At 45.0% G+C, this 12,965-nt stretch carries 12 protein-coding genes; 3 read left to right on the forward strand and 9 right to left on the reverse strand.

Going from position 1 to position 12,965, the window contains the following annotated elements; genetic code table 11:
• Nucleotides 1-36: 36 nt before the first annotated feature.
• From MKY66_RS25465 to MKY66_RS25485, 5 genes are all read right to left on the reverse strand, one after another.
• On the reverse strand, nucleotides 37-3,762 hold the full coding sequence (locus MKY66_RS25465) for a response regulator (RefSeq protein ID WP_076212659.1): 3,726 nt from the start codon (nucleotides 3,760-3,762) through the stop codon (nucleotides 37-39).
• Nucleotides 3,759-4,928: a fused response regulator/phosphatase gene (locus MKY66_RS25470; RefSeq protein WP_047841574.1), complete on the reverse strand. Its 1,170-nt coding sequence runs from the start codon at nucleotides 4,926-4,928 to the stop codon at nucleotides 3,759-3,761. The genes MKY66_RS25465 and MKY66_RS25470 overlap by 4 nt, the downstream gene beginning before the upstream one ends.
• A 533-nt stretch (nucleotides 4,929-5,461) precedes the next feature.
• A complete protein-coding gene (locus tag MKY66_RS25475; protein ID WP_076212661.1) occupies nucleotides 5,462-5,806 on the reverse strand; it encodes a general stress protein in 345 nt (114 codons plus the stop codon).
• Between the two features lie 94 nt (nucleotides 5,807-5,900).
• The gene (locus MKY66_RS25480; protein WP_076212662.1) at nucleotides 5,901-6,434 is read right to left on the reverse strand and encodes a hypothetical protein; all 534 of its coding nucleotides are present in this window, start codon (nucleotides 6,432-6,434) and stop codon (nucleotides 5,901-5,903) included.
• Between the two features lie 68 nt (nucleotides 6,435-6,502).
• Nucleotides 6,503-7,012, reverse strand: coding sequence for a DUF948 domain-containing protein (locus tag MKY66_RS25485; protein WP_076212664.1), 510 nt, complete (start codon nucleotides 7,010-7,012; stop codon nucleotides 6,503-6,505).
• 219 nt (nucleotides 7,013-7,231) lie between these two features.
• Between MKY66_RS25485 and MKY66_RS25490 the strand changes: the two genes are divergently transcribed.
• Complete coding sequence (locus tag MKY66_RS25490) at nucleotides 7,232-7,396, forward strand: DUF1328 domain-containing protein (RefSeq protein ID WP_017692264.1); 165 nt, start codon at nucleotides 7,232-7,234, stop codon at nucleotides 7,394-7,396.
• Between the two features lie 372 nt (nucleotides 7,397-7,768).
• Nucleotides 7,769-8,281 carry a hypothetical protein gene (locus tag MKY66_RS25495; protein ID WP_083657173.1) on the forward strand — a complete coding sequence of 171 codons (513 nt, stop codon included), beginning with the start codon at nucleotides 7,769-7,771 and terminating at the stop codon, nucleotides 8,279-8,281.
• A 91-nt stretch (nucleotides 8,282-8,372) separates the two neighbouring features.
• Here the strand turns inward: MKY66_RS25495 and MKY66_RS25500 are convergent, their stop codons facing one another.
• On the reverse strand, nucleotides 8,373-9,260 hold the full coding sequence (locus MKY66_RS25500; protein WP_076212666.1) for a cation diffusion facilitator family transporter: 888 nt from the start codon (nucleotides 9,258-9,260) through the stop codon (nucleotides 8,373-8,375).
• A gap of 290 nt (nucleotides 9,261-9,550) precedes the next feature.
• Here MKY66_RS25500 and MKY66_RS25505 point away from each other — a divergent pair, with 290 nt between their 5' ends.
• Nucleotides 9,551-9,739 (forward strand): hypothetical protein, encoded by a 189-nt coding sequence (locus tag MKY66_RS25505; RefSeq protein ID WP_017692261.1) that lies wholly within the window; start codon nucleotides 9,551-9,553, stop codon nucleotides 9,737-9,739.
• 114 nt (nucleotides 9,740-9,853) lie between these two features.
• Here MKY66_RS25505 and MKY66_RS25510 read toward each other — a convergent pair whose 3' ends face one another.
• From MKY66_RS25510 to MKY66_RS25520, 3 genes are all read right to left on the reverse strand, one after another.
• Nucleotides 9,854-11,479 (reverse strand): ATP-binding cassette domain-containing protein, encoded by a 1,626-nt coding sequence (locus MKY66_RS25510; protein ID WP_062836460.1) that lies wholly within the window; start codon nucleotides 11,477-11,479, stop codon nucleotides 9,854-9,856.
• Between the two features lie 215 nt (nucleotides 11,480-11,694).
• Nucleotides 11,695-12,741, reverse strand: coding sequence for an MBL fold metallo-hydrolase (locus MKY66_RS25515; protein ID WP_076212669.1), 1,047 nt, complete (start codon nucleotides 12,739-12,741; stop codon nucleotides 11,695-11,697).
• A 67-nt stretch (nucleotides 12,742-12,808) separates the two neighbouring features.
• Nucleotides 12,809-12,964 carry a hypothetical protein gene (locus tag MKY66_RS25520; RefSeq protein ID WP_179088544.1) on the reverse strand — a complete coding sequence of 52 codons (156 nt, stop codon included), beginning with the start codon at nucleotides 12,962-12,964 and terminating at the stop codon, nucleotides 12,809-12,811.
• Nucleotide 12,965 lies beyond the last annotated feature (1 nt).

The raw sequence follows: 12,965 nt of genomic DNA on the forward strand, positions 1-12,965 counted from the left end.
TTCATTACCCAAACAATGAACATACGAATAATGAACTTACGAATACAGCCAAACGCGCATTAAGGATAACAATTGATCTGTCTGGATCGGTTTTTTCACATAATCAGATGCTCCGGCCTCAATACATTTGCCGCGATCCTCTTTCATGGCTTTGGCCGTAAGCGCAATAATCGGCAACTTTTCAAACTGCGGGATCTGTCTGATTCGTGTCATCGCTTCATAACCGTCCATCTCTGGCATCATCATATCCATCAGTACCAGATCAAACTCCGGATTTTTGTCCAAAATCTCCAAAGCCTCTCGTCCGTTCTCAGCAAACGTCACATCCATCCGATAGCCTTCAAGAACACTTGAAAGGGCAAATACATTACGAATATCGTCATCTACAAGCAATATTTTCTTGCCTTCAAACAACGTTTCCTTGTTGTGTAGTTTCTGCAAGATTCGACGCTTGTCTTCCGGCAAATTGGCTTCTACCCGATGCAGGAACAATGTAGTTTCATCCAGCAAACGTTCCGGTGACTTCACATCTTTGATAATGATGGATTCCGCATATTTGCGCAGCTTCATTTCTTCCTTGGAATCCAGTTCTTTGCCTGTATAAATTATAATCGGCAGATCGTTCAGATATTCATCATCGCGAATCTGGTCGAGCAACTCAAACCCGGTCATATCCGTTAACATCAGATCCAGTACCATGCAGTCATAACGCTGGCTGTGTAATTCATTCAAAGCCTCACTACCTGTCGATACAGCAGTGATTGCAACATCATCATGACCAATCAATTCAATAATGGCTTTACGCTGAGTTTCATCATCTTCGACGATCAACAGTCGTTTCAATTGATTCTCGGTATATGATTTGATATGCGAGAATGCTTTATCCAGTGAATCCTTGCTCGAAGGTTTTTTCAGATACGCAATGGCGCCCATCATCAGACCTTGCTTCATATCATCAATGACTGAAATCACATGAACCGGAATGTGGCGTGTTGCCGAACTGCTCTTCAGCTCGCCCAGAATGGTCCAACCATCCATCACCGGCAATTGAATATCCAGGATAATGGCATCCGGCAGATACTGACGTGCCATTTCTAGTCCTTTATCACCTTGAAGGGCAACAAGTGCTTTGAAGCCTCTTCCTCTCGCCATATCCATCAAAATATGTGCAAAGTTCACATCATCCTCAATGATGAGGAGGATTTTGTCACTCTCCATGATATTCTCCCGATCATCTTCGATCTGCGTGACATCTGGAGTATGGGTAGGAGACAGATCTGTACCCACGCTACGCTCCGGATCAGGAGAGAGAATGGACTGATGACTTGAAAACATGGTCCGTGCTTCGATGGACTGTTCATAAAGATCCTCTGAGGAAACAGCCGCTTCTCTTGAAGCACCTTCCTCTGCCAAGGCTTCCTCTTCATGATTATCCGGCAGGTACAAGGTAAAGCAACTACCTTCCCCTTCGGATGATTCCACCTGGATTGCGCCACCAAGCAAACGTGCCAGTTCTCTGCTAATGGACAATCCCAGGCCAGTTCCACCGTATTTCCGACTTGTGGTCCCGTCTACTTGCTGGAACGCTTCAAAGATCAGATCAGTCTTGTCCGATGGAATGCCAATGCCCGTATCTTTCACACTAAATCCGAGATATTCCTGATTGGTGTTCATATAACCCGGCAGCTCTTCCGGTTTCATCCGTCGTCCAATCAGACTAACCGATCCTCGATTGGTAAACTTAAATGCGTTCGACAACAAATTCCGTAAAATCTGTTTGACGCGATGACTGTCAGTGTATACCCATTCCGGTAGATCGCTGTCGAACTCAATATTCAAGTTCAGTTCCTTCTTATTCGCCATCGGTCCAAAGTTTTGCTGAACAAAGCTGGTCAGCTCTTCCATTCGAACTGTCTCATAATTGATATCCATCTTACCTGCGTCCACCTTGGACAGATCCAGAATCTCATCAATCATCTTCAGCAGATCCGCGCCTGACATGTAGATGGTTTGCGCATATTCCTGCTGTTTGTCAGTCAGATTTCCACCCTTGTTCTCCGACAATAACTGGGACAAAATGAGCAGACTGTTCAATGGTGTACGGAGTTCATGTGACATATTCGCTAAAAATTCGGACTTGTACTTACTTGTCATCGACAACTGTGTAGCTTGCTGTTCCAACTGTGTCTTCGTTTTCTCAATTTCGTCATTTTTCTCTTCAACTTCACGTACCTGCTCTTCAAGCGCCCGCGTCTTGGCAATGAGCTCCGTATTGAAATGCTCCAGTTCTTCCTGCTGACGCTGCAGCAATTCCTCGGAACGTTTAAGCGCCTCTGTCTGCTCCTCCAGATTCTCATTGGAACGACGAAGTTCTTCTTGCTGTGTCTGCAATTCTTCCGATTGAACCTGCAGTTCCTCAGTCAGTGCCTGGGATTCACGCAGCAACTCCTCCACACGCAAACGACGTCGAACGTTGTTCAAAATTACGCCCAGGTTCATAATCAGTTGTGTGAACAACTGCTTGTGAAGTTCATTGAAACCTTCAAAGGAAGCCACTTCAACTACACCAATCAGTTCATCTTCAAACACGACAGGATAGATCATGATACCCGCAGCACGTGTTGAGCCTGAAGCTGAACCAATATGCACGTAATCTTCAGGCGTATTTTCCAGAATAATTGGTGTCATATCCAGCGCGGCTTGACCAATTAGGCCTTCACCGATGCGATACATTTCTTTACCAACATCTTCGTTCTCTTCAAATGCGTATGCACCGTAGCGTCTCAGTTCGTCGGGATGTTTCTCCTCATCGATCAGATAGACGACACCCAACTGAGCGCCAAGCACAGGTGTGAATTCACTGATAAACATCTGTGAAATTTGGCGAATGGAGCCAATCCCCCGAAGCAGCTCAGGGACTCTTGCGATGTTCGAACTCATCCAGTTTTGATCCTGCTGAGCCTGTACATAAGCCCTCTCGATTTCCAGTTTTTCTTCGAGATCACTGGATACATCTTTGAACACACTGGCAATCTGACCAATCTCATCTTTGGATTTGACCTGAATGCGCCGAATGGTTCGATAACGCCCTTTACCAAAGCTGGTAATCATCATAGATACAGTGTTCAGACCCCGTGTAATACTCGGCAGCACCCACATTATGACACCCAATGCAAGCAACAACCCTGCAATCATGATACTTATCGTGATCTGTACGGCTCTCGTATACGCTGCATTAGCGTTCTTGATCTCGGCATCAATCTCTTGGTCCTGATAACGGGACAGAGCATTCAAACTATCCACAGCTTCTTTTTGCACCGCAAGTCCTGTTGAATTGCGGTAGTTATTCGCATCTTCTACCCTGCTTTGGGACATCAGGCTAATCTGTCTCGTTGCATAGGAGGTATAAGCGGTCCACGCAGTATTCACACGATCTACCAGTTGATGTTCAGGTGCACTGTCTGCTCGGTTTCTCACTTCTACGAGGTTGCGATCGCCTCGATCCTTCATCTCCTTCAGGTCAGCGTCTGCTGCTGCAGTCGAGTTGTTTGGATTCAATAACAAGTTAGCCAGCACTTTAGCGATATCATTAACCTCTCCGCGTGCAGCAGAAGTGAATCTTACTTTGAGATATCGTTCCTGATACATCTGATCTACCTGTTGATTACTGCTGTTCAGCCGTTCATAACTCACAAATGTGAGCACAATCAAGATCGCCATCAGAGCGGTAAAACCAATCAGCAGTTTATTCCTGATCTTCATTCATCCCCCGCTCCTTTATCCAAAGTAATCCAGACCAGACATTTATCATCATCCCGCTCCTGGGGAATTTCGTCGTCAAAAAACATGGCCTGCATGGCAGCTTCATTCCATTGATGTGAGCCGGTCAGTTTTTCAATCAGGAATTCATGTTGTTCCTCCTGCCCACCCTGAACAGCTTCCAATAATCCATCCGTATAGAGTGCAATATGCCCGTCACCCTCGTAATGGATCGTTTGTGGTTCAATATCCATCTTGTCAAATAAACCAACAGGACAGCAGACGCTGTCAAATGTGGTGACACTGCCGTCGTTTCGGAAAAATAAAGCAGGTGGATGCCCTGCATTAACATAATCAATGCGCTTCATCCGTGTATCAACGACCAGATAAATGGCCGTGAAATAATACTGCACCAATTGTTTTTCCAGATGAAGCTGGTTAAAACGACGGTTCAACTCCTGAATGACCTTCTCTGGATCCACATAAGTGGTAACCGTATCTTTCAACACAGAAGCGATAAACATGGTAAACAGGGATGAAGATATCCCGTGTCCCATCATGTCGAGCAGCAGTACTCCGTAACGGCCTTCCCCAAGGGGGTACCAAGAATAGAGATCACCCGCAAGCTCAAAGGATGGTTTATAGATGGCATGCACTTGGAACAACGGGTCCCTAATTGCCGGACTTAATACAGCATTTTGGACCATTGCTGCCAACTTAAGCTCATCCTGAATACGTTGATCACGCTCTTTATGCCAATCCTTCTCCTGTTTCAAACGAAGTGCGAGTCGAATTCTGGCCATCAGTTCGACTTTATTAATCGGTTTGGTCACATAGTCGGATGCACCTGCATCCAATGCTTCGGCAAGTTTCTTGGAGTCTCCGATGGCAGTCACCATAATAATCGGTATATCCTTCAGATTCTCAAATTTCTGCACAATACTGCAGGCTTCGATACCGTCCATCTCAGGCATCATCATATCTAGCAAAATCAGGTCGATATCCGACGGTCTTGGACGAAGTTCGTTGCTTTCCTCCCCAATTCCTAACACTTCAAACATTTCCATGGCGGAACTCGCCGTTACAATGTCACGATAGTTTTCTTTTTTCAGAATTTCTCGAATGATAATGACATTCGTCGGATTGTCGTCAACAATAAGTATTCTCATTGATATCTCCTTATCTGTGGCGTCCGGGTTTGTCGATTCTTATTAGGTTAAAACAAACGTTGATTATACAAATTTTGCATACAAAACGGCAGTAGACATAATAATTCCTAGTATAACTATAATCGTAAAAACAACAAAACTCTATCAATACGTGTTCAAAAAGACCGGTTTTCAGTACCGAGAAGATGGGATAAAGCTAGAAATGGAGTAGCGGAGCGTAGGGAAAACTACGTGAGCAACGGACATTTCGGCTGAATTCCATATTCGATGCTGATGATGCCGATAGGCATCCTTCGTAATCAAAAGCGGACTTTATGAACATCCTTTATCAGTAAATGGCACCATCGCAGGGGAAATCCCCCGCTCGTTACCCTGTTTTTGCAGCGTCCTGATCCCGCTTCCAAACTTGCAAAAACATAGATAAGGAATGGGGAAAGCCCCATTCCTTATCTATGTTTTTGATTAAGCATTTTACATAAATGATTCACAAGCTTGTCCATGTTCAGCAAACTTCAACTTGCAAGTATATTTGGTTAATCTTTCTTTTTAGCAATAACGAGTACTTTACCTTTGTCGAGTTCACTCTCGTAGAAGTCCGCTTCGGCTTCGGTAAAGCCCATCGAAACAATTTTGGCTCGGAGTTCATCACCACGTGAGCGGAACAGATTCGCCAAGGAATCAAATACGCCTTCTTCCTTTATGCCAATTTCTTTGGCATCTGCTGTATCGGCAATTCGATCTGTACGATCCTTCTCATGGGCGAGAACAAAGATTTGATCAGGAAGGTATCCGGTAATCTGCAATTCTTTCACCGCTTCTACCGCCTGGACTCCGTTTTCTACCACTTTTGCATAAGCTTGCTCATTGGTTGAATTCATCGTTTCCACTCTCCTCTGATTTAATCTTCTGTATTGCGCTACTTAGTATATAACCATACTATATAGGGTTGAAACGATTTGGTAATTACCAATCCTAGGAAACTGTATCATCAAAAAGATCAATGCCTTCAATCTGCTGAGATCCTGGCTTCATATATACCTTCAGAGCCTGGTCTCCACGGAGAAACACTTCTCCGTCCTCTGCCACATAATAAGGTTTCCCAAGAGCATGATGGATCGCTTCAATACTCATCTCAATTCTATTTCCGTTTAACATGATGTGATTCTCAGATGCATCGATATGCACATATTGAATAACATCCGTATCTTCACACAAACCAACCTTCACATCATGAAAGTGATATTCAGGACACCCCAGATAAGGATCTTCCTGTTTATGCCCCGGCTGGCCCTTCTTGGCCAACAAATCATCCATGGTGTCATCCAGAGAAATGCCATTCAGAGTCCGAAAATGCTGGAAAGTCTCGGATCGATCAACAGCCAGAGTTACCTCTGACGCCTTCTCTTCCATTGCCGTCCATTGCATATCGTGAGCAGCGGGTACCGCTGCCGGTTGAACGGAAAAGGGAGAAATTACGCTAAACATCACAAGCAGTAGTTTCATCATGATTCTCACCCTTTCATCAGGTTCATCACCGCTCTGAAGGCTTCTTCATGGGTTACAAAGCGGTCATGTTACTTACGCATCCGTTGCCATACATTCGCTGCAAGATCAATATACTTCATCCAGTTTTTCCCGCCCTTAGCTTCACCATTATATGTAGCTTCATAGGATTGCAGGGTACGATCCGTTGATGTAGCAGGCGGTGCAGTTACATGAACCGATTCAGCATGCTTGGTCTGTTCAGCGTTGTTACGTTTGGTCTGAAATTTCGCCATCAGTGTTGTGGAGACTTGTTTGGCTGCTGCCGTCACTTCATTCAATACTTCACCCAGATTCTCAACAGATTCCATAACAGGATCAATTTTTTTCATTTTGTGCTGTACATCCACCGTAATATCATTGGCATGTCTTACCGTCTGCTTCACTTCATAACTAAGTTCATCAATGGTTTTCTGTACCTCCTGCAATGTCTGTGAGACATTGTCCAGAGAACCCTGAGCGGATTTCAAGGTACGAATTAAAAAGAATACCAGTACTGCAAATGCCACTGCAATCAGGGCCACGCTAATTTGATAGATCATAGAAGAACCTCTCTTTCCATATGTGCATCAGTTTGTTATTGCTATAGTTACCCGGCGATTTCCCGGACGAAACAATATTATATATCCCTTCATATATGCCTTCGCTTGGAAAAAAAACCAATGTTTCAAGCGGTTAGCACTCGGTTAAAGTTAGACTACACAAGGCGGTGAGGTGAACACAACTCACTGCACAATCAAGTAACGAAAGGATGAATACTTATGTTGAAATGGTCTGTATTATTTCTAATTATTGCACTGGTAGCAGGTATTTTTGGATTCTTCGGTATTGTTGAAGCAGCTGCTTCAATCGCGAAAGTACTCTTCTTCATATTTGTTGTACTGTTCGTAATCTCCCTGATTACGGGACGCAGCCGAATGCGATAACCTCAGGCTCTGATATGACTGAGTGTTTACTAAACGAATACATACAAAAGCCGATCGTGCTACCAAGCCGATTGGCTTTTGTGCGTTCAGGCATAGTTCAACTTTTCTATACTATGTATTGCACTCCCTTCTGCTTTATTCCAATCCGCTCTCGTATGAATCCCAAAAAATCAGGACCTTTTTGAGATAGCCAACCCGGTTTTATCCCACCGAAGTATGATATTTACAGGCTTGCTATATACCCACATATAAGCCACTTGACACTGGAGAATGCAAGAAAATATTGTTATAATTTGTGATTCATAAGGGTGCTTGCTTGGTTACTTGTAATCAGGACAACATTTTACATACCTACCGAGGAGGAAAAACAAAATGAAAAAAATCGTAAGTTTTGCCGCTGCTTTAACGTTGATGGGTTCGATGGCTGCTGCTGCGGGTGCTGAGGAAGCGGTTACTGGAACGGTGAATCCGGAAAAAGGAACAGAAGCTACGACAACGACCACAACAACTCCAGCTGTTGAAGTGAACAAACCTGCTGTAGAAACAGTAGAAGGTACTGCTGAGACTGTAACAGGCACAACAACAGACACTACAGGTGCAGAAGGTACTTCAACTACAACTGAAACGCCAGCTACAACTACAGATGACAAAATGTTTGAAGAGCCACTCGTAAAACCAGGCGATGAAGTACTGGCACCAACGATGTTGCTGAACCTTCTGGAGCGCACTTGGTTCTATGATGCACCTAACGGTAAGCCAATCGGTGCATTAGGCTCCCAAGTCATCGATACAACAGGTGAAGTTGTTGATGGATTCGATGGCGGCGAGTGGGTACAAGTATACACGTGGAAAGGCAAAGCGTGGATCCACGTTGCCATTCAATAACATCGTATAATCGTTCTAATGATAAGTAAAGAGGACAGCACGCACAATCGCGGCTGTCCTCTTTTGATTTTCCAAGATGTTCACTCTCTGTTCATGAGTTCCTTGTGACTTCTTCCGTCTTTGGTTCCACATGAACATGTACATGCATGATGTTATGCGATCGCTTCAACCGCTCTTCAACACGGTCACAGATCTGATGGCCTTCAATCAAGCTCAGGCCTCCGTCCACTTCAATGACTACATCCACAAGTACATGACTGCCATGCACACGTGCCTTCACATCCTTGATCATCTCAACACCGGGAACGCGTGCTACGGAGGATCTGAGATCCGTCAGTTCCTTCTGGTCAAATCCATCCGTAAGACGATGTGTAGAATCCCGGAAAATCTCCCAAGCCGTCTTGCAGATCAACAGACCTACAGCAATGGCAGCTACTTTATCCAGCCATGGAAGTCCGAACTGCGCACCTATAATTCCAATTGCAGCACCTATGCTGACCCAGGCATCCGATCGATTATCTTTCGCCGCAGCCATCAGAGCCTGACTATTAATTTGTTTAGCCAGACGGTTATTGTAACGATATACACCTAACATCACAACGGCACAGACTACAGCCACCGCTGCCGCCCACAGATTTGGAGCAACAAAGGCTCCTTCATACCAGGAGCGAACGGCTTCAACCAATACTTGCAGCCCAACCATAGCCATAATAAACGAAGCCACCAAGGCAGCAACCGTCTCCGCTCTAAAATGACCATAGGCATGATCCGAATCAGGTGGTTTCTGGGAGATCCGAAGCCCGATCAATACAGCAACGGATGCCACAATATCCGTAAGGTTATTAAAACCATCGGCCAGCAAGGCGCTGGAAGCAAATAAATATCCACAGATCAGCTTAAAAGCGGACAAGACGAGATAGGCTGCAATACTAACCCAAGCCCCTCGCTCCCCTTTTCGAATTTCTTCATAAGCGTTCAAACCGGGCGACACCCCTTTAACGTTTCGTATTACGGTTTTTCCATGTTAACAAATGTGGAGCGTGTGGGTCTACAGAAACAGTGTTGCCAAGCTGCATTGCTGTAGGCAAGCCGAAAAAAAGTTGCCAGACGGCAGGGCTGTAGTTAATGAGAAAAAATGTTGGCCCGGGTAAAACCAAAGGTTTTGAGCATTTTATCAGGTTGCCCTTGTAGGGCTTTTGTAAAACGTATAAAATAGGTACATCCCGTCCAATTTGGACGGCTCACTGTAAGACCGGGAGGGAAATAACGATGAGCGAAAATAACGAACCGAAAAAGGTCAGTTTGCAGGATGCTATACGCCAAAAGCTGGCGCAAAAGAAAGAACAAGCAAATTCCGGTAACCAATCCAGCGCCTACTTTGAAGGCGGACCTAAAGCGATGAAGAGTCAAAACAACAAGAAGCCTAACAACCAACGTCGCCGTACTGGTGGATCTTAGGTCTTAAAGCCGAAGAGAAACCCATTGAATTACAAAAAGAACCGCAAGCCTTCTTCACAGAGGCTTGCGGTTCTTTGGTGTTCCTATAATAATGTGCCGTAGATGATGCTTGGTTTAAGCTTCTACCGGATACATTTTATTGCGCAGTTCTTTGATTTCATCACTTTCCAGATATTCGTCATAGCTCATTTGGCGATCAATGATGCCATTCGGCGTAATTTCGATAATCCGGTTAGCAATGGTTTGAATGAACTGATGGTCATGGGAAGTGAACAGCATGGTGCCGTCAAAATCAATCATACCATTGTTCAGCGCTGTAATGGATTCGAGATCCAAGTGGTTCGTAGGCTCATCCAGAATCAATGCGTTAGCACCAGTCTGCATCATTTTCGCCAGCATACAACGAACTTTCTCGCCCCCGGAGAGTACACTTGCCTTTTTCAAGGATTCCTCACCTGAGAACAACATACGTCCCAAGAATCCACGCAGATACGTTTCATCCTGATCTTTGGAATATTGACGGAGCCAATCCACAAGAGTCATGTCTACACCGTCAAAATATTTGGAGTTGTCTTTCGGGAAATAAGCTTGAGTTGTAGTTACCCCCCAAGTATATTCGCCGCTATCCAACTCCGTTTCACCCATAAGAATATCAAACAAGAGTGACTTGGCATTCCCGTTCGGGCCAACAAATGCGATTTTATCCCCTTTGTTCACGACAAAGCTGATATCATTCAGCATGTTCACACCATCAATGGATTTGCTGATACGATCTACGGTCAACAATTGTTTACCAGCTTCACGCTCAGGTTTGAAGTTGATAAACGGATATTTACGGTTCGATGGACGAAGGTCATCCAGCGTGATTTTGTCGAGTTGTTTCTTCCGGGAAGTTGCCTGTTTCGATTTCGAGGCGTTCGCCGAGAAACGTTGAATAAAGGCTTGAAGCTCTTTAATCTTCTCTTCTTTTTTCTTGTTGGCATCACGTTGCAACGCAAGTGCCAATTGGCTGGATTCGTACCAGAAGTCATAGTTACCTACGTACAGCTGGATTTTACCAAAGTCGATATCCGCAATGTGTGTACATACTTTGTTCAGGAAGTGACGGTCATGGGATACCACAATAACAGTACCTTCATAGTCCATCAAGAAGTTCTCAAGCCATTGAATGGATTCGAGATCCAAGTGGTTGGTAGGCTCATCGAGCAACAGGTTGTTTGGACGACCAAACAATGCTTGTGCAAGCAGGACACGAACTTTTTCGTTACCACTTAGTTCATTCATTTTTTTATCGTGCATGTCACGGTCGATACCCAGACCGATCAGGAGTGCCGCTGCATCCGGCTCAGCATCCCAGCCATTCAACTCGGCAAATTCACCTTCAAGCTCACCTGCACGCAGGCCGTCTTCTTCCGTGAAGTCCGCTTTGGCATACAGCGTATCTTTTTCTTTCATAATGGCATAGAGACGACTATGACCCATAATTACCGTTTCAAGAACCGGATACTCATCATATTCAAAGTGGTTTTGCTTCAAAACGGCCATACGTTCGCCCGGGGTGATGTGCACCTCTCCCGAGTTTGATTCAATTTCACCGGACAAAATTTTCAAGAATGTTGATTTACCGGCTCCATTGGCGCCGATGAGGCCGTAACAGTTTCCTGGTGTGAATTTGATATTTACATCTTCAAAAAGTGCACGTTTTCCGTAGCGGAGCGTGATGCCGCTTGTACTGATCATTAAGCATACCATCCTTTATTGGTTAATCTGCATACTGCATGAATAGCAAGTTGCGTAAATCATGGATTCAATATCCCGATGCCTATTCTGGCACCATATTATAACACAAAAAAGCGGCAAATTCGAAAATTGGCCGCTTTTTACTTATTAAAGATTTGGTAAATGTACTGTTCATGCAGGCATATTCCTACATTAACATATTTGGCTCACTTTTGTTAGCCCCGTTTACCTTCCTCGTGGTGAATGCGGAGTGTTTCGCCATGACCAAGCACCCGAATCCGCTCTTTACCAATGCCTAAACGTTCACGTTCAACTTCCAGCCGATCCAGTGCTTCCTTGGGCGTATCATCCGCCAGCTTAAATGTGCCGTAATGCATGGGCACCATGAGCTGTGAACCGGATTCAACGAACCCCTGCAGCGCTTCTTCAGGTGTCACATGCTGAGAAGTCATGAACCATTCCGGATCGTAGGCACCGATGGGCATCAGGGTAACACCAATGTCAAAGCGTTCTCCAATCGTTTTGAAACCCTTGAAGTAACCTGTATCACCCACAAAATACAACACAGGCGGACCGCCTGATGTTTTGGATGTTTCGTTCTTCCCTGATTCCTTGGATGATTCATCCTGATTGCCCGTTGTTGCAGCACTTTCCGCTGCTGAAGTCGTTGCCGAATGGTTCGATTCCAATACATAACCGCCCCAATGGGATGTATTAGTGTCAAACAACGTTCGGCGCGTCCAGTGCTGTGCAGGAACAAAAGTTATTTTGACTCCGCCAAGTGTCATATGATCCCACCATTTCATCTCCTGGCATCGATGGAATCCTTTGCGAATCATCTTGCGCTTGAGACCATCGGGTACGATGAGCAACGTCTTGGCTGTAATCAGCTTACGCAAGGAAGCCAGATGCAGATGATCATAGTGGGAATGGGATATCAGAATCACATCCAAAGGTGGAATATCCTGAATCGGAATGCCGGGGGCACCGAGCCTTCGTTGAAATCCCATTTTTTCGGCCCACACCGGGTCAGTCACGATGTTTAATCCATAATATTGAATGAAAAACGTGGAGTGACCAATCCAGGTAATACTTGTGTCATCCCGGTTGGCATGGAGATAATCCAGTTCAGGCGGGTGTTTGGGCACGGTGTAGGAGTAGTCCTTTACTTTATTGCGCCGCTGCTCCCTCCATTGTTTGAATTCCTTCAGCGTTTTGTCCGTACTTACATTATCGATATTGTTATAACGGATTTTCGGCATGAAAGGGCCCTCCTCCCTTCCTCATTTCTTAACAAAAGATTACCCCAAACGGGAATGGACGTACCAATCAATCCTTTGGGTTCTTATATACGGCCAGATATACAAACAGAAAGACAATAGCAGCCGCTATGATCAGTGGAGGGGCGTACATAATGGTGAATGTCTCAAAAAAGCTCAATCCGGTTATACCGGGTATCCCCGTGACTCCCTCAGTAATGACCATG

Origin of the sequence: Paenibacillus sp. FSL R5-0766, from assembly GCF_037971845.1 — a bacterium.
Taxonomy (GTDB): Bacteria; Bacillota; Bacilli; order Paenibacillales; family Paenibacillaceae; genus Paenibacillus.

Excerpts from the sequence above, each read along its gene's own strand:
- MKY66_RS25465 (WP_076212659.1), bottom strand. The coding sequence starts at position 3,762 with ATGAAGATCAGGAATAAACTGCTGATTGGTTTTACCGCTCTGATGGCG.
- MKY66_RS25470 (WP_047841574.1), bottom strand. The coding sequence starts at position 4,928 with ATGAGAATACTTATTGTTGACGACAATCCGACGAATGTCATTATCATT.
- MKY66_RS25475 (WP_076212661.1), bottom strand. The coding sequence starts at position 5,806 with ATGAATTCAACCAATGAGCAAGCTTATGCAAAAGTGGTAGAAAACGGA.
- MKY66_RS25480 (WP_076212662.1), bottom strand. The coding sequence starts at position 6,434 with ATGATGAAACTACTGCTTGTGATGTTTAGCGTAATTTCTCCCTTTTCC.
- MKY66_RS25485 (WP_076212664.1), bottom strand. The coding sequence starts at position 7,012 with ATGATCTATCAAATTAGCGTGGCCCTGATTGCAGTGGCATTTGCAGTA.
- MKY66_RS25490 (WP_017692264.1), top strand. The coding sequence starts at position 7,232 with ATGTTGAAATGGTCTGTATTATTTCTAATTATTGCACTGGTAGCAGGT.
- MKY66_RS25495 (WP_083657173.1), top strand. The coding sequence starts at position 7,769 with ATGAAAAAAATCGTAAGTTTTGCCGCTGCTTTAACGTTGATGGGTTCG.
- MKY66_RS25505 (WP_017692261.1), top strand. The coding sequence starts at position 9,551 with ATGAGCGAAAATAACGAACCGAAAAAGGTCAGTTTGCAGGATGCTATA.
- MKY66_RS25510 (WP_062836460.1), bottom strand. The coding sequence starts at position 11,479 with ATGATCAGTACAAGCGGCATCACGCTCCGCTACGGAAAACGTGCACTT.
- MKY66_RS25515 (WP_076212669.1), bottom strand. The coding sequence starts at position 12,741 with ATGCCGAAAATCCGTTATAACAATATCGATAATGTAAGTACGGACAAA.
- MKY66_RS25520 (WP_179088544.1), bottom strand. The coding sequence starts at position 12,964 with ATGGTCATTACTGAGGGAGTCACGGGGATACCCGGTATAACCGGATTG.